General features: G+C 45.8%; 17 protein-coding genes and 2 tRNA genes. 12 read left to right on the forward strand and 7 right to left on the reverse strand.

Annotation, left to right across the window (positions count from 1 at the left end; genetic code table 11):
• Positions 1-49: 49 nt before the first annotated feature.
• From A8C56_RS06275 to A8C56_RS06295, 5 genes are all read right to left on the reverse strand, one after another.
• Positions 50-123 (reverse strand) — tRNA-Met (locus A8C56_RS06275).
• Positions 124-157: 34 nt separating this feature from the next.
• Positions 158-231 (reverse strand) — tRNA-Met (locus A8C56_RS06280).
• Between the two features lie 172 nt (positions 232-403).
• The gene (gene ytxJ, locus A8C56_RS06285) at positions 404-736 is read right to left on the reverse strand and encodes a bacillithiol system redox-active protein YtxJ (RefSeq protein WP_067753467.1); all 333 of its coding nucleotides are present in this window, start codon (positions 734-736) and stop codon (positions 404-406) included.
• Between the two features lie 12 nt (positions 737-748).
• On the reverse strand, positions 749-1,471 hold the full coding sequence (locus A8C56_RS06290) for a YebC/PmpR family DNA-binding transcriptional regulator (protein WP_067753470.1): 723 nt from the start codon (positions 1,469-1,471) through the stop codon (positions 749-751).
• A 112-nt stretch (positions 1,472-1,583) separates the two neighbouring features.
• Entirely contained in the window at positions 1,584-3,272 is a 1,689-nt protein-coding gene (locus A8C56_RS06295) for an amino acid permease (RefSeq protein ID WP_067761669.1), read from the reverse strand.
• 171 nt (positions 3,273-3,443) lie between these two features.
• On the opposite strand from A8C56_RS06295, the gene A8C56_RS06300 reads away from it, so the two are divergent.
• From A8C56_RS06300 to A8C56_RS06315, 3 genes are all read left to right on the forward strand, one after another.
• Positions 3,444-4,913 (forward strand): dicarboxylate/amino acid:cation symporter, encoded by a 1,470-nt coding sequence (locus A8C56_RS06300; RefSeq protein WP_067753473.1) that lies wholly within the window; start codon positions 3,444-3,446, stop codon positions 4,911-4,913.
• Positions 4,914-4,926: 13 nt separating this feature from the next.
• Positions 4,927-5,709: a DedA family protein gene (locus A8C56_RS06305; RefSeq protein ID WP_067753476.1), complete on the forward strand. Its 783-nt coding sequence runs from the start codon at positions 4,927-4,929 to the stop codon at positions 5,707-5,709.
• A 1,188-nt stretch (positions 5,710-6,897) separates the two neighbouring features.
• Entirely contained in the window at positions 6,898-9,294 is a 2,397-nt protein-coding gene (locus A8C56_RS06315; protein ID WP_067761671.1) for a glycoside hydrolase family 3 N-terminal domain-containing protein, read from the forward strand.
• A 408-nt stretch (positions 9,295-9,702) separates the two neighbouring features.
• On the opposite strand, the gene A8C56_RS06320 is transcribed toward A8C56_RS06315, so the two are convergent.
• The gene (locus A8C56_RS06320) at positions 9,703-10,758 is read right to left on the reverse strand and encodes an RluA family pseudouridine synthase (RefSeq protein WP_067753482.1); all 1,056 of its coding nucleotides are present in this window, start codon (positions 10,756-10,758) and stop codon (positions 9,703-9,705) included.
• Positions 10,759-11,101: 343 nt separating this feature from the next.
• On the opposite strand from A8C56_RS06320, the gene lipB reads away from it, so the two are divergent.
• Positions 11,102-11,839: a lipoyl(octanoyl) transferase LipB gene (lipB, locus tag A8C56_RS06330; RefSeq protein ID WP_067753488.1), complete on the forward strand. Its 738-nt coding sequence runs from the start codon at positions 11,102-11,104 to the stop codon at positions 11,837-11,839.
• A gap of 65 nt (positions 11,840-11,904) precedes the next feature.
• On the opposite strand, the gene A8C56_RS06335 is transcribed toward lipB, so the two are convergent.
• Entirely contained in the window at positions 11,905-12,606 is a 702-nt protein-coding gene (locus A8C56_RS06335; protein ID WP_067761673.1) for a porin family protein, read from the reverse strand.
• 540 nt (positions 12,607-13,146) lie between these two features.
• On the opposite strand from A8C56_RS06335, the gene A8C56_RS06340 reads away from it, so the two are divergent.
• The 8 genes from A8C56_RS06340 to A8C56_RS06375 all read left to right on the forward strand — a co-directional run bounded on the left by A8C56_RS06340 (position 13,147) and on the right by A8C56_RS06375 (position 21,397).
• Positions 13,147-14,073, forward strand: coding sequence for a prephenate dehydratase (locus A8C56_RS06340; protein WP_071609320.1), 927 nt, complete (start codon positions 13,147-13,149; stop codon positions 14,071-14,073).
• Positions 14,064-15,224, forward strand: a complete 1,161-nt coding sequence (locus tag A8C56_RS06345; protein ID WP_067753491.1) for a pyridoxal phosphate-dependent aminotransferase — start codon at positions 14,064-14,066, stop codon at positions 15,222-15,224. Before A8C56_RS06340 ends, A8C56_RS06345 begins: the two co-directional genes overlap by 10 nt.
• Positions 15,221-16,078, forward strand: a complete 858-nt coding sequence (locus tag A8C56_RS06350; RefSeq protein WP_067753494.1) for a prephenate dehydrogenase — start codon at positions 15,221-15,223, stop codon at positions 16,076-16,078. Before A8C56_RS06345 ends, A8C56_RS06350 begins: the two co-directional genes overlap by 4 nt.
• A 31-nt stretch (positions 16,079-16,109) precedes the next feature.
• A complete protein-coding gene (locus tag A8C56_RS06355) occupies positions 16,110-17,198 on the forward strand; it encodes a chorismate mutase (RefSeq protein WP_084490057.1) in 1,089 nt (362 codons plus the stop codon).
• Between the two features lie 96 nt (positions 17,199-17,294).
• Positions 17,295-18,311, forward strand: coding sequence for a 3-dehydroquinate synthase (gene aroB, locus A8C56_RS06360; protein WP_067753500.1), 1,017 nt, complete (start codon positions 17,295-17,297; stop codon positions 18,309-18,311).
• A gap of 208 nt (positions 18,312-18,519) precedes the next feature.
• Positions 18,520-19,905 (forward strand): 3-phosphoshikimate 1-carboxyvinyltransferase, encoded by a 1,386-nt coding sequence (aroA, locus tag A8C56_RS06365; RefSeq protein WP_067753503.1) that lies wholly within the window; start codon positions 18,520-18,522, stop codon positions 19,903-19,905.
• 6 nt (positions 19,906-19,911) lie between these two features.
• Entirely contained in the window at positions 19,912-20,826 is a 915-nt protein-coding gene (locus tag A8C56_RS24065; protein WP_084490059.1) for a chorismate synthase, read from the forward strand.
• Positions 20,765-21,397: a chorismate synthase gene (locus A8C56_RS06375; RefSeq protein ID WP_245645778.1), complete on the forward strand. Its 633-nt coding sequence runs from the start codon at positions 20,765-20,767 to the stop codon at positions 21,395-21,397. The genes A8C56_RS24065 and A8C56_RS06375 overlap by 62 nt, the downstream gene beginning before the upstream one ends.
• Positions 21,398-21,461: the final 64 nt, after the last annotated feature.

The raw sequence follows: 21,461 nt of genomic DNA on the forward strand, positions 1-21,461 counted from the left end.
GCAGCAATGTTAGTCATAAGGATAAATAAGCTTCATAAAAGAGCCTTTGTAGCGAGGATGGGAATTGAACCCATCACCTCAGGGTTATGAATCCTGCGCTCTAACCAACTGAGCTACCTCGCCATTATAAAACATTTGTATTTAAGAGCTTTTTTCGTAGCGAGGATGGGAATTGAACCCATCACCTCAGGGTTATGAATCCTGCGCTCTAACCAACTGAGCTACCTCGCCATTATAAAACCATTTGTATTTAAAGAACTTTTTTCGTAGCGAGGATGGGAATTGAACCCATCACTTCAGGGGTATGCACCCAACGCTCTTTCCAATAGCTATCGGGAACCGGGCCGCAAAAATAGCCATTCTTATTTTAATACGAAAATCATTTTTCAGAATTTTCCGAAAATTACTTTTGCGCCTCATCAATGATATCTTCCATAAAAATGGCATTATGGCTTTCGGTAAAAATACATTTACCGTTCTTTATTAAAAGTATTTGTGGCGATTCATGCCTTATACCATAACGTTCTGCTATCTGGTTGGAGATGGCACGATGTGCGATCAGATCCAGGAAATAAAAATCGATATCCGGCGGCAGCTCTTTTTTATTTAAACGGCTCTTGATAACCGTGCTGATCGAACAACGGGTGCTGTGCTTAAAGATCAGCTGGGGTTTATGGGCAGATGCTGTATCGATCTGCTCTAATTGTTCCTCGCGCTCCAGAATGTTCCAGTTCATTGCCTGAAAAGTTTATTGCATATTATGAAAAACTTTCTGCACATCGTCGTCCTGTTCCAGGCGCTCAATGAGCTTGCTCACATCCTCAGCCTGTTCATCTGTTACGGGAACGGTTGTAGTGGGAATCCATTCCACTTCGGCGCTGATAGGGGTAATGTTTTTTTCCTCCAGGGCTTTTTGCATATTCCCGAAATCATTAAAAGCCACCCGTGCTACCAGGATGTCCTTACCATTTTCGTCAGTGCTTTCTCCCAGTTCTTCCAACCCGGCATCGATCAGCTCCAGTTCCAGTTCCTCGGCGTTCAATCCTTCCGGGTTGAGCTTAAAAACTCCCATTTTGTTAAACTGGAAAGCCACGCTTCCGCTATTGCCCAGTGTGCCGCCCCCTTTATTAAAATGGGATTTTACATTCGCTACAGTGCGTACGTGATTGTCGGTAGCTGTTTCCACCAGCAGGGCTACGCCATGTGGCCCGTATCCCTCGTAAAGAATCTCATCATAGTTTTCCATTTCCTTGCCCTGGGCGCGCTTAATGGCCGCTTCTACACGGTCCTTGGGCATGTTCACGCTTTTGGCGTTCTGCATGCAGCGGCGCAAAGCGGCATTGGTATGCGGATCGGGCCCGCCGGCTTTCACGGCAATGGCTATTTCCTTACCAATACGTGTAAACTGTTTGGCCATGCGGTCGTAACGGGCAAACATGGTCGCTTTACGAACTTCAAATATCCTTCCCATATTCTAAAAACTCTGTCAGATTAATAAATTAGGGTGCAAATTTACGGCTTCTTCAACGAAGTATAAAACCGCCGGCAGTAAAAGCCGGCGGTCATAAAAGAAAAAATGCATTTTATGGTTGTGGACCATCCAGACTGCCCGGGCGGGCGGTTACTTTAAAAGCAAAAATGATCAGGTGCAAAACGGCGAATCCAAGGGAAAAATAAAAAAGCCCGGTGTCCTGTACATCGGCTGTTGCATGATGAGCGAATGCCACAATAGCCAGTATTACAGACATTACAATTCCTGTAGCAGAAACAACCCTATAGCTTTTACGGTCAAGCTTTCCCTGGTTTAAAATGCTGTTTTTTAAACCAAAGAACAGGTAAACGTCCATCCCGATGAGCATCCATACAATCAGGCGGATCCAGGTATCAAAAGGCAGAAAGGCCATCATGCCAAAACAAACAATAATTCCCAGTACCGGTATCAGAGGAACCAACGGCGTCTTGAACGCCCGGGGGGCATTGGGGTTTGATTTTCTTAGAACCATTACGCCGATACAAACCAGTATAAAGGCAAATAAAGTACCTATACTGGTCATTTCTCCTACAACCCTGCCGGGGATAAATGCTGCAAATAAGCTAACAAATACCATGAAAAATAAATTGGACCTTGCCGGAGTTCTGAATTTGGTATGGACCTTAGAGAAGAATCCGGGTAGCAGCCCATCTGTGCTCATAGAATAAAAAACACGGCTTTGCCCAAGCAACATCACCAGTATCACAGAAGCGTATCCCAGTAAAATGGCTACAATGATCGTGGTATTTAGCCAGGGGTAAGCAGGAATAATATGCCCGCTGCTGTCAGGAACGCCCATATGTTCTACAGCGATTGCTACCGGGGCCAGGTGGTCACTGGAATCGCCCTTTCCAAATTCAGTGTAATGAGCCACTCCTACCATCACATAAGCAAAAATGATATACAATATAGTACAAACCAGCAAAGAGCCCATAATGCCTATAGGCATGGCCCGTTTGGGATTTTTGGTCTCCTGTGCCGCCGTGGAAACTGCGTCAAAGCCTATATAGGCAAAAAAGACGACAGCTGCCGCACGGATAACACCCGTCCAGCCGAATTTTCCAAATGCTCCCTGGTTTTCAGGGACCAATGGATGCAAATTCTCCGGTTTTACATATTTGAAGCCTACAATAATAAAGGCCAGTACAATAGATACTTTTAGAATTACGATAATGGAATTTACCAGGGCAGACTCACTGGTGCCTTTAATTAAAATGAGCGACATTAAGACCACTATAAATACCGCCGGCAGGTTCAACAGGCCATGGGAGCCATCTGTAGTAGTGTCAAAAGGCGTCATAATCAGGCTTTCCGGAAGGGCGACATTAAAGGAGGACAAAAGTTTATTAAGATACCCTGACCAGCTGGAAGCAACTGTAGCAGCGCCTACGGCATATTCCAGCACCAGGTCCCAGCCAATGACCCAGGCAATAAACTCGCCCATTGTAGCATAGCTATAAGTATAGGCGCTTCCGGCAACCGGTATCATACTTGCAAACTCTGCATAGCATAAACCAGCAAAAGCACAACCAACAGCTGCTATTATAAAAGATACCATAATGCCCGGACCGGCATAATTTGCAGCTGCAACCCCCGTTATAGAAAACAGGCCGGCTCCTATAATAGCGCCAATACCGAGTGCTATCAATGACCAGGAAGTCAGGGTCTTTTTTAATCCTTTTTCAGATTCCTCGGCTTCAGCTAGTAAGGCATGTAATGGCTTTTTAACAAATAATCCCATGAGATTAATTTCTTTAATGAATGATTTCTTTAAAAAAATGATATTTCGCTGAAAAGTAAGCAATAATGTGTTTCACAAAACAAACTTGTTAGATTTTTTTGAAAAATTATTGAAAGGGAAGACATCGTTTTTCCGGTCAAACCTTTAGTTTTGGAAAATATGTACTCGACTATGAACAAAAGAAAAGCCGGGGCTATAGCCATTATACTTTTTACAATTACTGCTGCTTTACATGTAATACACGAAGAAATTCATCCCATACCTGGTGCAGTCTTATTTGCATCAAGATGGGTTTTTCTGGCAGGCCTGGCACTTTTTGCCTGTTATAAAAGATCATTGACCACCTGGATATTTACTGCTATGGCAGTGGGCATTGAAATAGGAGTGGATTTTCCGGTATTTTCTCAAAACCTTAAATTCTTAAGCGCCATATTCCTCCGGCTTATAAAAACAATTGTGGCGCCGCTGCTGTTTTCCACCCTGGTGGTAGGCATTGCCAGCCACAGCAACCTGAAACAGGTGGGGCGTATGGGCTGGAAGGCCATTCTTTATTTTGAGATCATTACCACCTTTGCACTCATCATTGGCCTGGTGTTCATTAATCTGACCCATGCAGGTAAGGGCATTCATATACCGCCCTCTTTATTGCATGAGCTGCCGCATTCCCAGGAAAAAATAATGCAGGAAAAGGTCATTGCCATAATGGACAGTGCCGGTGTAAATATACCGCCAAAGCTCCTGGACCGCCTCCCGGATCCCAGCGCAAAAACCTGGCAGGATCATATTGTGGATATTTTCCCGGAAAATATCATTAAATCGATCTATGAAGGAAATGTTTTACCTATAGTTTTATTTAGTGTGATCTTTGGTATCTCGGTGGCTATGTTGTCTGAGCAGCGTAAGAAACCATTGATCAGTTTTACGGAAAGCCTTTCGGAAACTATGTTCAGGTTTACCCACATCATCATGTATTTTGCGCCCTTTGGGGTGGGTGCTGCCATAGCGGTTACCGTTGGCCACTTGGGCATCGATATCCTCAAAAACCTGGGCATGCTGCTGATAACGTTGTACCTGGCTTTGTTTTGCTTTATCCTTTTTGTGCTCCTGCCCATTGCCTTATTTATAGCCAAAATACCTGTAAAACGTTTTATACAGGCCGTGCGGGAGCCGGTTTCCATTGCTTTTGCCACAACCAGCTCTGATTCTGCTTTACCTAAAGCACTGGAAAACATGGAGAAATTCGGGGTACCTCAAAAAATTGTTTCATTTGTGATCCCCACCGGTTATACTTTTAACCTGGATGGTACCACGCTGTATCTTTCGCTGGCAGCTGTTTTTGTGGCGCAGGCAGCGGGCATGCATCTGTCATTCGGGGAGCAACTGCTGATCGGTTTATCCCTTATGCTAAGCAGCAAAGGCGTGGCAGCTGTGCCAAGAGCATCGCTGGTGATATTGGTGGCAACAGCACATACCTTTAAGTTGCCCCTGTGGCCCATTATGGCCATTTATGGCATTGATGAGCTGATGGACATGGCGCGCACATCTGTTAATGTTTTGGGAAATATGCTGGCAAGTTGCGTTATTGCCCGCTGGGAAGGTGAATTTGATGAACAAAAAGCGCTGAATTTTGTAGAGGAATAATTAAAACCAAAAAATGATCGAACTTTTAAGCAGCTTTAGCTGGACGCAGTTGTTACAACCGCAGTGGTATATTGAAAATGGAGGGCTTTGGCTGTTGCTTTTCGTGGTGTTTGCCGAAACCGGTTTGTTTGCCGGGTTTTTTCTTCCGGGGGATACGCTGCTTTTTATAGCGGGTATTTATGCACATAACATAGGGGAAGGGCCCAATGCAGAGCCCGGTCTTGCTTATCAGTTTCTCAAACATTTTAACCTGGGCCATATTCAGAATGAATGGGTAGACCTGATCATACTCTGGATACTCATTTCACTTTGTGGGGTTTTAGGCAATATGATAGGATACTGGACCGGCAGAAAAGTAGGACCCGCCATGTATAACTGGAAGGAGAACTTCTTTTTTAAACGCCGTTACCTGGAACAGGCACATGACTTTTATGAAAAACATGGTGGGGGCGCTATTATCGTTGCCCGTTTTCTCCCTTTTATCAGAACCTTTGCGCCCATTGTTGCAGGTATTGTAGGCATGAACAAAGCCAAATTTACCTTCTATAATATCATCGGGTGCGTAGCCTGGGTTTTTTCCATGTTATTTGCGGGGCACTTCCTTCAGAAATGGTTGATGGCCTCGTTTGGTTTTGATCTGAAACAGCACCTGGAGTACATTGTACTGGGTATTGTAATTATAACAACAGCGCCCGTAATTATAAAGCTGGTCGGCGGTAAAAAGAAGGCGGCAGCAACAGCAGCCGGTTCCAACGCTACTGCTGAAAATGCGGATTCCTCTTTTTCCGGAAAATAGACGGATGGCCTGTTACCAGGAGGTAGATTGCTTTTGCTGGTGATATCTTTTATTGTTATTGACTCGACTGTAGTACTATCGCTCTTCGGAACTTGCAGTTCCGAAGCAATATTCTATCGCTTAAAGCGGTAGAATAGAGGGGCTGACCAAAAAGTCCCTTTTGTCATACTGTCCTGATAGATTCCTATCGTGTGGACCTAAATAAGGTGAAGTCAAGGTCATCCGACAGCTGTGGACCAGCCGTGCACATGGGCATTCATTACAAAAAGTTATAGCAGGTTTTATTGTCAGGGGAGGTTGCAGCCTCCTATGTTTGTCTGTGCAATCTTTACTGCCCGGCCCCGGAACTTGGGGCTTTATGGGAACGATTGATTAAAAGACAGACTTTTTTTGTGTAAAGAACGGGCGCTTTGTCGTTCTTTGATTATCGGGTTAAAATAACGTATAGCTTAAAGTAAATCCCCCGATGTGAAAAATTATATTCAGATAGATCAAAGCTGCATAGAAGGTGTCCGCAAAGCAGCGAAAAGAAAAATCAAGCGGAATGGCGTTCCGCCTGCAGCGGAATAGGGCCTGAAGCGCAGGTTTTTCTGGTTCCGCCGGCGGCACGGAGGCAGAATTTGCCTTTTTGCGGACAAGTCCCGAACGTTCGGGATTGCTCCACTTTTTCATCGACTGGAAAAAGTGGAAGAAGAGAAAAACAATAGAATAATCGTATACTTAGACGATTGCCAGGAAGTTGATCCGCCAACCGGTTATTGCCGTCAACTTATGGTTCGAGCCGACAACTCTCCGCTTTTATTACAATCGTCTTAACAACGAACTGAAGTTCGTCGTTAGCACATTTGGCCGGGGCACGCCTCTGTACGCATCCTCATAGCAATTCCTGAACAATGAGCTGCCGCTCTTTGCAGGCCCAAGGGCCAGCTGCCTGGTTCATGGAACAACTCTGGAATTAATTCCGCTTTCCGTATAAGTTCTTATGGTTCCCTTTTATTGACCCGGCTGTAGTACAGGTGGCAGCTTTGTTGCGTCGCTCCATTCACCGCCCGGTAATTCTTATCAACTTTGTCTATATTGCAGGCTCGTTAAAAATACTTAAACAGAACGGGCATGATCACTCTTCTTACGGGCGCTTTGCAGCCAGCCTCCGGGCGTGTACAGATTTTCTGCGTAAAAAAAAGGTTATTGAAACAGGCGTTTGCGGTGTTACTATTAATTGTAGCTGCGCTGCCGGCAGGTGCCCAGAAAAACATTTACCACCAGGGATGGATCGATTTTAATAAAAACGGAAAAAAAGATATCTATGAAGACCCCACGATGCCTGTTGACCTGCGCGTAAAAGATCTGCTTGCTCAAATGACGGTGGATGAAAAGACCTGCCAGACAGCAACGCTGTATGGTTATGGCCGCGTATTAAAAGATGAGCTGCCAACAGCACAATGGAAAACGAAGATCTGGAAGGACGGCATTGCCAATATTGATGAAGAGCTGAACGGGCTGGCTCATAATAAGAAGGCGCAGACAAAATACTCCTATCCCTTTAGCGCTCATGCGGAGGCCATTAACAAAGTGCAAAGATGGTTTGTAGAAGAAACCCGGCTCGGTATACCGGTCGATTTTACGAACGAAGGCATCCACGGACTGAACCACGACCATGCTACTGCGTTTCCGGCGCCCATTGGCATTGGCGCTACATGGGATAAAGAGCTGGTGCATAAAATGGGAAAGATCGTAGGGCAGGAGGCCAAAGCCCTGGGATACACCAATGTGTATGCACCTATCCTGGATGTGGCGCGCGACCAGCGCTGGGGCCGCGTAGTGGAAACTTATGGAGAGGATCCGTTCCTGGTGGCAAGCCTTGGAACCGCTATGGCGGGTGGTATACAGGAAAACGGGGTGGCATCCACATTAAAGCATTTTGCAGTGTACAGTGTGCCTAAAGGGGGCCGTGATGGCAATGCAAGAACCGACCCGCATGTGGCGCCCAGGGAAATGCAGCAGCTTTTCCTGTATCCTTTCAGAAAGGTCATACAAAACGTGCATCCCATGGGCGTTATGAGCAGCTATAATGATTGGGACGGGATGCCGGTAACCGGAAGCAATTATTTTTTAACAAAACTGCTAAGGCAACAATTCGGGTTTGATGGCTATGTAGTATCTGACAGCCGCGCTGTTGAATTTATATCGGAAAAGCATCATGTAGCAAAAGATTATAAGGAAGCGGTGAAAATGGCCATAGAAGCGGGGCTGAATGTAAGAACGGATTTTACGCTTCCGGATACCTTTATACTGCCCCTGCGGCAGCTGATAAAAGAAGGTGGCGTTTCTATGGAAACCCTGGACCAGCGGGTGGGAGAAGTGCTGAAAGTAAAATTTAAGCTGGGGCTTTTTGACCAGCCTTATGTAAAAGATCCTAAAGCGGCTGATCAAATCGTTGCCACTGAGGCGTCTGAAGCAACAGCGCTTGAAATGAACCGGGAGTCGCTGGTCTTATTAAAGAATGAGAACAAGCTGCTGCCGCTTTCGCTGGACCGGTATAAGAACATATTGGTTACCGGTCCGCTGGCCGATGAAAAAGGGCATGCCATCAGCCGGTATGGCCCTTCCAATAAAAAAGTGATCTCGGTATTGGAAGGCATTCAGCAATTTGCAGGCAATAAAGCAAAGGTGCAGTATGTAAAAGGGTGTGAGGTAGTAGATGCTACCTGGCCGGAAAGTGAAATTATTGATACGCCGTTAACGCAGCAGGAAACAGATGACATCAATAAAGCAGTGGAAGCCGCAAAACAAAGTGATGTGGTGCTGGCAGTGGTAGGCGAAGATGATAAGCGCGTAGGAGAGAGCCTGTCGCGTACCGGATTGAATCTGCCGGGGCGTCAATTGAAATTGCTGGAGGCGTTGAAGAAAACAGGAAAGCCTGTTGTGATGATCCTTATTAACGGGCAACCCTTAACCATCAATTGGGAGAACCGCTACATGGATGCGATCCTGGAAACCTGGTTCCCCGGGCCTCAGGGCGGTACCGCCATTGCGGAAGCTGTTTTCGGAGCCTATAATCCCGGTGGAAAATTAACCACAACGTTTCCTAAAACAACCGGGCAGATCGAAATGAATTTTCCCTTCAAACCTGCATCACATGCCGGCCAGCCGGGCGATGGGCCAAACGGTTATGGTAAAACAGCAGTTGTGGGTCCGCTGTATCCGTTTGGCTATGGGCTCAGCTATACCAGTTTTGAATATTCCAATCTTCAGGTAGCTCCGGAAAAAGGAAGAACGCAATCGGACATTACGGTTTCGGTTGATATCAAAAACACAGGTGCCGTAAAGGGAGATGAAGTAGTGCAGTTGTATGTGCAGCAGTTGGTAAGCAGTGTTACCACCTATGAATCCATTCTCAGGGGATTTGAACGCGTACCGCTGAACCCGGGGGAAACCCGGACGGTGCATTTCAGGCTCACACCGGACGATCTGTCCATTCTGGATAAGAACAATAATTTTGTAGTGGAGCCGGGCGCCTTTAATATCATGATCGGCAGCTCATCAGAAGACATCCGTCTGAAAAAACAGATCGAGCTGGAATAGCGGTGAATAAATGGTACAAAAGAAAAAATTAATATAGACCTGTAATAAAGCATTGCGTTTTCGTTCTTTTGTATATCAAACGCCTTCGAAACTTTTTGGTCTGATTAATACTGATTAAATCTTAAAATAACATTGTACTAAAGATTGTCAGGCTGAGCCTGCCCTGCCGGTCGGACGGGCTTGCCGAAGCCTGATGTCCTTCGGCGAGCTGCTAATGACAGATTACATTATACGTTGAAAACCAATCCTACCTTAGTCATGCTGAATTTATTTCAGCATCTGTGTAAATTATCACTCAACAGACCCTGAAATAAATTCAGGGTGACCATAAGCGGGTTTGTCATCTCCTCATTAATTAGGCCACCTATAAAAAACTCAGGGCGACAGCCATTCGTGGCCGCGGTCTGCTCATCCGCGCTGCGTATATTTCCTCCATTTTTCAATCACCTGTTCCATATCTGCCGGCAAGGGGCTGTCAAATAACAGCTTCTCATTGGTTTCCGGGTGCACAAAGCCCAGTGTTTTTGCATGTAGCGCCTGCCGCGGACAAAGTGCAAAACAGTTTTCTACAAACTGTTTGTACCGGGTATACACGGTGCCTTTTACAATTTTATCACCACCGTAAAAGTCATCATTAAATAACGGGTGCCCAATGTATTTCATATGTACACGGATCTGGTGCGTACGGCCGGTTTCCAGCACACATTGTACCAGGGTTACATACCCGAATCGCTCCAGTACTTTATAATGGGTAATGGCATCCTTGCCATGATCTCCTTCAGGATACGCTTCAAATAATTTTCGGAAACGCTGGTGCCGCCCTACATGGGCCACAATGGTACCTTCATCAGCCTCCATGTCTCCCCAAACCAGTGCAATGTATTTCCTGCTTACCGTGTGGTCAAAGAACTGTTTGGCCAGGGAGCGCATCGCTTTTTCTGTTTTGGCCAGCACCAGCAGCCCGCTGGTATTTTTATCAATCCGGTGCACCATGCCAAACCTCGGAAGGGTTTCTTCGGTAATGGCAGCGTTTTCCTGTTGCAGATGATAGGCTGCTGCATTGATCAGTGTGCCGTTGGGATTGCCGGAGCCCGGGTGCACAACCATTCCCGGCTCTTTATTAACGATCAGCACCGACGCATCTTCATAGGCAATGTTTAACGGAATGTTTTCAGGAACGATGGCATTTTCTTCCGGCGCCATGTCCGTAAAAACAACAATTTCCTGCACCCCCTTTAATTTATAATTCGGTTTTACTTCTTTACCGTCTACCAATACCATCTTATTATGAATAGCCTGCTGTATCTTATTGCGGGTGGCGCCTTCAATGCGGTTCATCAGGTATTTATCAATGCGGTAAGGCTCCTGTCCTTTATCGGTGGTATATACAAATTTCTGATACAGGACATCATTGCCTTCCGTTTCCTCTATAAAATTGTCCTGTTCTGTTTCATTTACTGTCATTGGTAAATCGTTTTTTCCTGTGTTGTTGATCCATGTTTGCCACGGGTACTGCTAAAGGTCAAATTTATATTCTTCGCAACCTCATTCGGAAGTGTAGCATTTTTTTCATTTAGAACGGATTCAATGCTAAATGAAATTGGAATATTCCTCTTTCCCAAACTTGTTTCAAGAGGATGATCGCCTGCCTCGCCGGCAGGGCAGGCCGGGGGTGGATTCTCCACCCTTCCGCCAGTCGGCGGGTACTCCCGCCAGCGGGAGATATTCAGTCTCCAAAATGTTATGCACCACCCCATTCCTGCAAATGTACTACATCCGTTTTTCTTAATACCTTTGTACACCAGTTATGAACAGGCAGCAAGTAATATTTAAGGATATAGGTACCATGCAGTATAAAGACGCATGGGATTACCAGGAGCAGCTATTGCAGGAAAATGTGGCTATAAAAACGGCACTGCGTGCTGCTGAAGAGCGCACCGGGGCGGCGCCAGCCTCAGGTCTCAAACTGCAAACGATCAACCATTTATTGTTTGTAGAGCACCCGCATGTTTATACCCTTGGAAAAAGCGGGCATATTGAAAATGTTTTGCTGAGCGAAGAAAACCTGGCAAAACGCGGCATTGATTTTTTCAGGATCAACAGGGGAGGAGATATCACTTACCACGGTCCCGGCCAGGTAGTGGGATATCCTATACTGGATCTTGAGCAATTCTATACAGATATTGGCAGGTATCTGCGGAATATAGAAGAAGTGGTTATAAAGACCCTTGCTGTTTACGGATTGAAAGGAGAGCGCTCCCCCGGTGAAACCGGTGTATGGCTGGATCCTTTTATAAAAGGAAGGGAACGCAAGATCTGTGCGATAGGGGTGCGCACCAGCCGCTGGATCACCATGCATGGCTTTGCGCTGAATGTGAATACCAACCTCGATTATTTTAATTTTATCATCCCCTGCGGTATCCGGAACAAGCAGGTTACGTCCCTGCAAAAAGAACTGCAAAAGGAGGTGGATATAGAAGAGGTTAAAGCAAAGCTCCGCAGCAATTTTGAAGAAGTTTTTGATATAGCCCTTGAATACCGTTAAGCCCCTAAAATAGAAGGGCTGCCGGTAATTTTCCGCAGCCCTTTGTGCCAACACAGGTCAGCTCACTAAAACCTATATCCTATTGAAATGCCAAAGCCAATGGTGTTTTGTTTTGCATCATTTTTTTCTCCGCCGGAGTTCACCTGCTGAAGGTTCCGCAGGCCAAACTGTCCGTTGATCTGTGCAGATAATTTTTCTGTAAACTCATACCCGGCCAGCAGGTTAAGACCAATGTCCAGCCGCTTCCCAAAATTTTCGTAATCCTCATTTTGTGGCATATCATCATAATTTTTGTAGAATTTAAGCTTGCCTGTGTATACCTGCCCCTCTACCACATCCTTCCATTTACCTCCGATGGCGTATGCGGCATAAGGGCCTGCACCGCCGATCAGTTTACCATTACCTAACGGGTATTTATAAACAGCGGTCAAGGGCAGCTCAATATAGGAGGGCATAAGCTTTGTATAAGTGCCTGTATTATCACCCCAAAACCAATAATAGGCATCATTGGTCAGTTTTGCACCTTTGGTGGAAAATAAAAGCCCCGGTTGAAAATAAATACCATTCCACACGGGTATTTCAGCAGTGATGCCGGCATTAAAGCCAGGTATTATTTTTGAGCCGCTGGCTTTCTCCCCATCAGAAAATTTAAGGTTCAGGCTTGAGAAGTTAGCGCCCGCGTGCACACCAAAGCTTACCTGGGCCTGTGCTTTTTGAATTGTTAATACTAAAATACCCAACGCTAAAAATAAAGTTTGCTTTTTCATAAATGTTGTTTTTAAGAGTGCTTTGTCCATTAGCCTGTTTTTAAATAATTGATGCTGTAAAATTGCCGCCTGTTTCAGCAAAAGTCAATCGGCAGATACCCTGATTTTTAGGCTACGGGTTTTTACTGACTGCTTCTAATGGTTTTCCATGAGCAAAAAGCAGCAGCTGTTGAAAGCAATTGTTGATCTATTGGGGTAAGAGTAAAATCAAAACGGATCTATTTTTACTATATGCCTGGCGCATAATTTTACCAGGCAGGCAAAGCCGGAACAACCGTTAGTTATGATGATTTTTTAAAATATTTTTTTGTGTTTTGGATTTTCAGTTTATCTTTGAGCCTCGATTATGAAAGCAACAAAGTTTTTTACCTGGTCTTATTTTAGCTTTTTCTTTTTTGGAACAAGGCCGGGCACGCTTTTGTTGAAGTAGTTTTGTAAAAAATAATTCAGAAATAAAAGAGGATCCCGGCAAAAAGGCCGGGATTTTTTTTAACCCTTTTTGAGATCCTTAACCGGAGAATAAAGAAAAAAGTTTTAAATATGACGCAACGAGAAACGGGCAGCGAAACCATCCATCCGGATCAGGCAGATCCGGTACCACTTAATAACTCCTTCCCGGAGAAGCTGGAGGCAGTAGCCAACGGGCCCGTTGCGATACAGGGATATGAAGGAAGTTTTCATCAGATGGCCGCGCGGCTCTTTTATGGAAAAAATGTGGAAGTGCTTTGTTGTAGTACTTTCAGGGAAGTGATCGCCGCGGCAAAGGATAAAAAACAAACGGATGGGTGCCTCATGGCCATTGAGAATTCCATAGCCGGCAGCATTTTGCCTAATTACAACCTGCTGCAGAAAAGTAACCTGAAGATCGTTGGGGAAATATACCTCCAGATCAACCAGAATTTGCTGGTGAATCATAATGTAGACCTGGAGGATATACGGGAAGTGCACTCACACACAATGGCACTGCAGCAATGTTATGACTTTTTAGATCAGTATAAATGGAAGCTGGTGGAATCGGAAGATACGGCTTTAAGCGCCCGGCATATTGCACAATATAAATCCAAACATACAGCCGCAATTGCCAGCAGCCTGGCAGCAGAGCTGTTTGACCTGAAAATTATTGCTCCAAAGATCCAGACACAAAAAAAGAATTATACCCGCTTCCTTGTTTTGAAACGGCCCGAAGATATAGCAGGCAGCCAGGCGGGTAATAAAGCATCCGTCAATTTTCAGACGGTGCATAAGGAAGGCAGCCTGGCCCGGGTACTGGGCGTAATAGCAATACATAAGGTCAACCTCACCAAACTGCAAAGCTTTCCCATTCCCGGTTCGGAGTTCAAGTACCAGTTTCATGCGGATATGGAGTTTGACAGTATGAAGACCTTTGAGCGGGTCATTGAAAAAATAAAACCACTGACAGAACAGGTAAAGATTTACGGAGTCTATAATAAAGGAATATGGAAATAGCAAAAAGATTACAGGGCGTGGGCGAATACTATTTCTCAAAAAAGCTGCGGGAAATAGATGAGCTGAATAAGCAGGGAAAGAAAGTGATCAACCTGGGTATCGGCAGTCCTGACCTTCCGCCGCATCCGGAAGTGATCAAAACCCTGCAGGAAGAAGCAGCGAAGCCAAATGTGCACGGCTACCAGAATTATAAGGGAAGCCCGGTGCTGCGTAAGGCGTATGCAGACTGGTACCGGAACTGGTATGGCGTAACGCTGGACCCGGAAACAGAGATCCTTCCGCTTATAGGAAGTAAGGAGGGGATTATGCACATTTGCATGACTTACCTGAATGAAGGAGATGCTGCTTTAGTGCCCAATCCGGGATATCCCACCTATGGGAGCAATGTAAAAATTGCCGGGGGTATTACAATAAATTATGAATTAACCGCCGCCAATCATTACCAGCCGGATCTGGAAAAGCTGGAATTGCTGGATCTGAGTAAGGTAAAGCTCCTGTTTGTAAACTACCCGCAGATGCCCACTGGTCAGCTGCCGGATATGGGTGTGTTCGAACGGCTGGTGGCTTTTGCAAAAAAACATCACATTTTAATTGTACATGATAATCCTTACAGCTTTATATTAAATGATCATCCCGTTAGCTTGTTGAGCATTGATGGCGCAAAAGATGTGGTAATTGAGCTCAATTCCCTGAGCAAATCGCATAATATGGCGGGCTGGCGTCTGGGAATGCTGGCAGGCGTTGCCGACCGCATTAATGAAGTATTACGGTTCAAAAGCAATATGGATAGTGGCATGTTCCTGCCCATGCAGCTGGCTGCTGCAAAAGCGCTCATGTTGGGTAAAGAATGGTATGACGAGGTCAATGCGGTTTACCGTGCGCGCAGGGAAAAAGTGCATGAATTGCTAAACCTGCTGGGATGCGCTTATTCCAGAGAACAGGCAGGTATGTTTCTATGGGCTTCAGTTCCGGAAGCCTATAAGGACGGGTATGAACTGGCTGATGCAATACTGTATAAGGCAAATGTATTTATAACACCCGGAGGTATCTTTGGCACCGCAGGAGACCGTTACATCCGCATTAGTTTATGCGGATCAGTAGAGCGGTTTGATGAAGCCATACAACGGGTAAAAGAAGCGCTGAAAAAATGAAAATAGGCAACCGGAAAAAAATAGCAATTATTGGCGTGGGCCTCATCGGTGGCTCCATGGCCTTGCAGTTGCATGAAAAAAAGCTGTCATCAAGGCTCATCGGCGTTGAAGCCAGTAAAGAGCATGCAGAGCAGGCACTGGAATACGAGCTGGTAGATGAGTTTTTACCGCTGGATGAGGCAATAGCAACAGCCGAAATAATTATACTGGCCATACCCGTTAATAAAATGGTGACGCTGCTGCCACAGGTGCTGGATAAGGTGACGGATCAGGTTGTTTTTGACCTGGGCTCTACCAAAACCGCGGTAATTGAAGCGGTAAAGCACCATCCCAAACGCGGGCGGTACGTGGCTACGCACCCGATGTGGGGTACGGAGTACAGCGGACCAAAAGCCGCAGTGCGCGGGGCCTTTGAAGGAAAAGCGGTGATCATCTGTAATCCAAAGGAGTCGGACCCCGATGCGTTGGAATGGGTAGAAAAGATGTATACAAAAATAGGGATGCGGCTGGTGCAGATGGAAGCAAAGGCGCATGATCTGCACGTGGCCTACGTAAGCCATATATCGCACATCACTTCTTTTGCACTGGCCAATACGGTGCTGGAAAAAGAGAAAGTGGAAAGTGCCATTTTTGAAATTGCTTCTGCCGGTTTTGAAAGTACGGTTCGCCTGGCAAAAAGCAACCCCGAAATGTGGGTGCCCATTTTCCTTCAGAACAGGGAGAACATCATTGACGTGCTGACCGAACATATTGACCAGCTGACCCGGTTTAAAGAATCCATACAAACCAATGATAATGCGGGTTTACAGGCGCTGATCAATGATGCCAATAAAATAAAGCGGATCATTAAATAATTCTATAATTTTAAAAACTCTTTAGTAAAAAATGAAAACTCTTGAAATGACGGATAAAGAAAAAACCCAACAGGTATGGAAAAAGCGCCCGATCGTGATCAGCGGTCCCTGCAGCGCTGAAACGGAAGAACAGGTAATAGCTACGGCGCAGCGCCTGGCTGCTACGGGAGTAGTAGATGCATTGCGTGCCGGCATCTGGAAGCCAAGAACCAAGCCCGGCATGTTTGAAGGCATTGGTGCAAAAGGCTTACCCTGGTTACAGGCGGCAAAAAAAGCCACAGGTCTGCCCACTGCGGTGGAAGTAGCTACAGCAAAACAGGTAGAGGACGCGCTGACCTTTGATGTGGATATACTTTGGATTGGCGCACGTACTACTGTAAACCCGTTCAGTGTACAGGAAGTGGCGGATGCCCTGCGGGGAGTAGATGTACCGGTGTTGGTAAAGAACCCGATCAATCCTGATCTTGAATTATGGAGCGGCGGAGTGGAGCGTATTGCACGTGCCGGTGTAAAAGAGATCGGGCTGATTCACCGCGGATTTTCTTCCTATGGAAATACCCAGTTCCGCAATGCGCCCATGTGGCACCTGGCCATTGATATGAAGCTGCGTTTCCCGGAATTGCCGATCATTAACGATCCCTCGCATATTTGTGGCAACAGGGATGGCTTGTTTGATGTAGCGCAGAAAGCCATCGATCTGGATTATGATGGTGTAATGATCGAGTCGCATATTGATCCGGATAATGCCTGGAGCGATGCCAAGCAACAGGTAACACCGGAGCGCCTGAAAGAAATGCTGGAAGCGATCGTATGGAGAAAAGAGAATAAAGATAACTCACAGTTGCAGGGCGGACTGGAAAAGCTGCGTCAGCAGATCAATCACCTGGATGATGAAATGCTGCAGATCCTTTCCCAGCGCATGAAGATTGCAGATCAGATCGGCCAGTATAAAAAAGAAAACAACCTCACCATTCTTCAAACCAACCGATGGCAGGAGATCCTGGATAAAATGATGGCCAGGGGCGAAAAGCTGGGCCTGAGCAGGGATTTTATTATGAAATACCTGGATGCCGTGCACCTGGAAAGCATCAATCATCAGAAGAACATAATGGATGCATAATAGTTAATAGCTCATGGTTTATGGTTCATGGCTTCTGATGAATAATTTGATGCCGTGCGCCATGAACTATGATCGATGATCCATGAACCAACAAGAATGGAAAAAATAATAAAATTTTCAAACGCAGCTACCCATTTTTATTTTGACAGCTCCATAAAACAACTGTCGAAGATCGCTGATAAAAAATCGCTGGTCATCATCACCGACGAAAATATTTTTAAAGCGCATACGGCAAAATTCAAAGGCTGCAATGTTATTGCGCTGAAGCCGGGGGAAGCCTATAAAGTGCAGGCCACCGTTGATGAAGTGATTGACACATTAATAAAGATGGAAGCCGACCGTAAAACAGTATTGGTAGGTGTTGGCGGCGGTGTGATTACGGACCTGACGGGGTATATTGCCTCTGTATATATGCGGGGGCTTCGTTTTGGATTTGTTCCCACTTCTATACTGGCGCTGGTAGATGCTTCCATTGGCGGGAAAAATGGTATTGATGTAGACCGGTATAAGAACCTGGTGGGTGTTATCCGGCAGCCTTCTTTTATCCTGCATGATATTTCCCTGTTACAATCATTGCCCCAAAGCGAATGGGAGAATGGCTTTGCAGAGATCATTAAACATGCCTGTATAAAGGATGCTGCTATGTTCCGGCAGTTACAGAAAGAATCTATTACTTCTTACCAGGAAGACAGTCGTAAGCTAAGCGATCTTATCCGGAGGAATGCTTTAATTAAGACCCGGGTAGTACAAAAGGATGAGTTTGAAAAAGGCGAGCGCCGTTTGTTAAACCTGGGCCATACATTGGGCCATGCGCTGGAAAAGGAATATGAGCTGATGCATGGACAGGCGGTAGCAATTGGCACCACTTATGCCTGCCATATTTCAGAAAAGATCACCGGCTTTGCCCAGACTGAAGACGTAGTAGCGCTTTTGGAACAGTATCATTTGCCTACTTATGCCAGCTTTAATAAGCAGAAAGTGTTTAACAGCCTGAAAATGGACAAAAAGCGCGAACAGAAAGAAATGAACTTTGTATTGCTGGACAAAATAGGAAAAGGAGTGGTAAAAGCCATTCCTATGAAGCAGCTGGAAAAGATAATAAGCAGATTATGAGAATTGAGGATTAAGAATTAGGGGTGGTCAAAAAGTCTGTTTATAGTGAATTGTCTTTCTGAACTTGTTTCAGAATCTATTGACAATCAGACGCCATTTTAGATGCTGAAATAAATTCAGCATGGCAAAAGGGACTTTTTGGTCACTCCTGGGATTAGTCTTCAGTGTCATGTCTGATATCTATTGTCTAACATCTAACATCTAAAAAATGAACAGAACCATATATCCATCCACATTAGCGGGCAATATTTATGCACCGGCATCCAAAAGCTCTATGCAGCGTGCCTGTGCGGCAGCTTTGCTGTCAACAAAAAAAGCGATCATTACCAACCCCGGGCATAGTAATGATGATAAAGCGGCGCAGGGCATTATAAAAGCACTGGGCGCTGTAATTACTCTGGTTAATGATGAGACCATTGAAATAAACAGCTCCTTCCTGGATGATCCCGGTAACATCCGGTCAAAAGAAAACAGTGTCAATTGCGGGGAAAGTGGCTTAAGCATCCGCATGTTTACCCCGGTAGTTGCCTTATGCAATAATGAAGTCACCATTAACGGGGAAGGCAGCCTGGTAACACGCCCTATGGATTTCTTTGACCAGGTATTGCCGCAGCTGGGAGTGACCATCAGTTCCAACAGCGGTAAGCTGCCATTAAAAGTAAATGGTCCCTTACAGCCAAAAGATATTACTATTGACGGGTCTTTAAGCTCCCAGTTCTTAACCGGCCTGTTAATGGCTTTTTCTGTAGCGCCCATCGATCATCCGGTAACCATTCAGGTAAAGGATCTGAAAAGCAAACCTTATATTGACCTTACCCTGGATGTAATGCAGCAATTCGGGATGAATGTTCCTGAAAATAAAAACTACGAAGCGTTTATATTTAAACCTGCGTCTCATCCCGATAGCCATCAGAACTCAGATCTCAAGTCTCAGGTCTCGAATCTGAAATCTCAAATCAGTTATACCGTTGAAGGCGACTGGAGCGGGGGAGCGTTTTTATTGGTGGCGGGTGCTATAGCAGGCGATATCCGTGTAAGCGGCCTGCAGCAATCAAGCACACAGGCAGATAAAAAGATCCTGGAAGCATTGATGGCGGCCAATGCGGGCATTGCCATGGAGGCAAAGGGTATTAAGCTGCATGCGGCACCGTTAACGGCTTTTGAGTTTGACGCTACGGACTGTCCGGATCTGTTTCCACCCCTGGTAGCCTTAGCCGCCAATTGTAAAGGGGTTACCACTATAAAAGGGGTAAGCCGGTTAGCGCATAAGGAAAGCGACCGGGGGCTGACCTTGCAGCAGGAATTTGGAAAAATGGGCATACAGGTGGAACTGGATGGCGATTGGATGCACGTTCATGGCGGTCCGGTCAAAGGGGCATTGGTACATTCCCGTCACGATCATCGTATTGCTATGGCCTGCGCAACAGCCGCCTTAAAGGCAAACGGGCCAACAACCATAGAAGAAGCCCAGGCAGTTAATAAATCATATCCCGATTTTTATGAGCATTTAAAACAACTGGGCGCAAAAGTTACGGGAGATCTGGAATATGGAGCTGCTTTAAAAGAAATCTATTCTGATAAAGAAAATAAATAAGCGATTATGAATGCATTTGGTCAGCTGTTCCGGGTACAGATCTTTGGGGAGTCACATGGAGAATGTGTAGGCGTTGTGCTGGATGGCCTGCCTGCCGGACTGGAAGTGCCGGTGGCAGATTTCCTGCCGGATATGGAGCGCCGGAAAGGCGGTACTCAAAAGGGGGCTACCCCAAGAAAGGAAGACGATATTCCCATTTTTAAAAGCGGTGTTTTTAACGGCAGAACAACCGGTTTCCCGGTAGTGATCTATTTTGAAAATAAGAACACCCGCAGCGGCGATTATGAAAAACTGCGCGATTTCCCGCGCCCCGGTCATGCAGATTTTGTGGCGCATAAGAAATTTGGCGGATATGAAGACTACAGGGGAGGAGGACATTTCAGTGCCCGCCTGACAACAGGGCTGGTAGCAGCAGGGGTGATTGCGAAGAAGCTGCTGAATTTGGCTGATAAGACCTCACCCCTTCCCGAACCATCGGGACCTCTCCCCGGGAGAGGGGAAGAGTCCACTCCTGGTTATATGACCAGTACAGTAAATGAGTGGCGGATTTTATCTGATTTTGCTAAACAAAACAGAAAGAACGCAACAGAAGCAGAGGCGTTGCTATGGGAGGAGTTGCGGAACCGGAAAATAGAAAACTGTAAGTTCAGAAGACAGCATCCTGTTTCGGGGTATATTCCGGATTTTGTTTGTATTGAGAGAAAGTTAGTGATAGAAATCGATGGAGGATATCATAATAATGCAGAGCAACAGCAATATGACAATGTACGGACTGAATGGTTAGCGGAGTATGGTTACGGGTTAATAAGATTTACAAACAATGAAGTATTACAGGAAAAAGAGCGCGTAGTAAGCCGCATTGCAGAAGCGCTTAAAAAAAGAGCACATCTGCAAAAAGCAGAATCTGCCCCCCCTCCTTAGGAGGGGGTCGGGGGAGGTCTCCATTGAAGCAAAGATCATTGAAATAGGCGGCGATCCTGATCCTGAACAGGGATTGCAGAAAGCCATTGATGCCAAAGATTCCGTAGGCGGGCTGATCGAATGCAGGGTAAACGGGCTGCCTGTTGGCCTGGGAGAACCCTATTTTGATTCGGTGGAGTCTGTGCTGGCGCACCTGTTGTTTACCATTCCAGCTGTAAAAGGGGTGGAGTTTGGTGCCGGCTTTGCAGCGGCAAAGATGTTTGGCTCACAGCATAATGATGCTATAGAAAATACAGCCGGAAAGACGGTTACCAATAATGCCGGCGGAATTGTGGGGGGGATTACCAATGGCAACGAGCTGGTTTTTCGCATTGCCATTAAGCCCACCGCTTCTACGCCCAAACAGCAGCACAGCCTGAACTGGCAGACTGGTACCATGGAAGATTTTTCTGTAAAGGGCCGTCATGACCTTTGTGTAGCCTTGCGCGCACCGGTGATCGTTGAAGCGGTAACCGCCATTGCATTGGCCGATTTTATGATGCTTGCCGGGAAAATACCCCGCATTGTATAGATCCAAATTGTTGATAACTACCTGTTTAATGTGCCTTAAAACCGGTTTTTGGCATGTTTTTTTA

Source organism: Niabella ginsenosidivorans (assembly GCF_001654455.1).
GTDB classification, from domain to species: Bacteria; Bacteroidota; Bacteroidia; order Chitinophagales; family Chitinophagaceae; genus Niabella; species Niabella ginsenosidivorans.

What these genes read in the sequence shown, in the direction of transcription:
- A8C56_RS06340 (WP_071609320.1), top strand. Translation starts at nt 13,147, where the DNA reads ATGACGCAACGAGAAACGGGCAGCGAAACCATCCATCCGGATCAGGCA.
- ytxJ (WP_067753467.1), bottom strand. Translation starts at nt 736, where the DNA reads ATGAACTGGAACATTCTGGAGCGCGAGGAACAATTAGAGCAGATCGAT.
- A8C56_RS06320 (WP_067753482.1), bottom strand. Translation starts at nt 10,758, where the DNA reads ATGACAGTAAATGAAACAGAACAGGACAATTTTATAGAGGAAACGGAA.
- aroA (WP_067753503.1), top strand. Translation starts at nt 18,520, where the DNA reads ATGAACAGAACCATATATCCATCCACATTAGCGGGCAATATTTATGCA.
- A8C56_RS06295 (WP_067761669.1), bottom strand. Translation starts at nt 3,272, where the DNA reads ATGGGATTATTTGTTAAAAAGCCATTACATGCCTTACTAGCTGAAGCC.
- A8C56_RS06355 (WP_084490057.1), top strand. Translation starts at nt 16,110, where the DNA reads ATGAAAACTCTTGAAATGACGGATAAAGAAAAAACCCAACAGGTATGG.
- lipB (WP_067753488.1), top strand. Translation starts at nt 11,102, where the DNA reads ATGAACAGGCAGCAAGTAATATTTAAGGATATAGGTACCATGCAGTAT.
- A8C56_RS06300 (WP_067753473.1), top strand. Translation starts at nt 3,444, where the DNA reads ATGAACAAAAGAAAAGCCGGGGCTATAGCCATTATACTTTTTACAATT.
- A8C56_RS06290 (WP_067753470.1), bottom strand. Translation starts at nt 1,471, where the DNA reads ATGGGAAGGATATTTGAAGTTCGTAAAGCGACCATGTTTGCCCGTTAC.
- A8C56_RS06335 (WP_067761673.1), bottom strand. Translation starts at nt 12,606, where the DNA reads ATGAAAAAGCAAACTTTATTTTTAGCGTTGGGTATTTTAGTATTAACA.
- aroB (WP_067753500.1), top strand. Translation starts at nt 17,295, where the DNA reads ATGGAAAAAATAATAAAATTTTCAAACGCAGCTACCCATTTTTATTTT.
- A8C56_RS06345 (WP_067753491.1), top strand. Translation starts at nt 14,064, where the DNA reads ATGGAAATAGCAAAAAGATTACAGGGCGTGGGCGAATACTATTTCTCA.
- A8C56_RS24065 (WP_084490059.1), top strand. Translation starts at nt 19,912, where the DNA reads ATGAATGCATTTGGTCAGCTGTTCCGGGTACAGATCTTTGGGGAGTCA.
- A8C56_RS06350 (WP_067753494.1), top strand. Translation starts at nt 15,221, where the DNA reads ATGAAAATAGGCAACCGGAAAAAAATAGCAATTATTGGCGTGGGCCTC.
- A8C56_RS06305 (WP_067753476.1), top strand. Translation starts at nt 4,927, where the DNA reads ATGATCGAACTTTTAAGCAGCTTTAGCTGGACGCAGTTGTTACAACCG.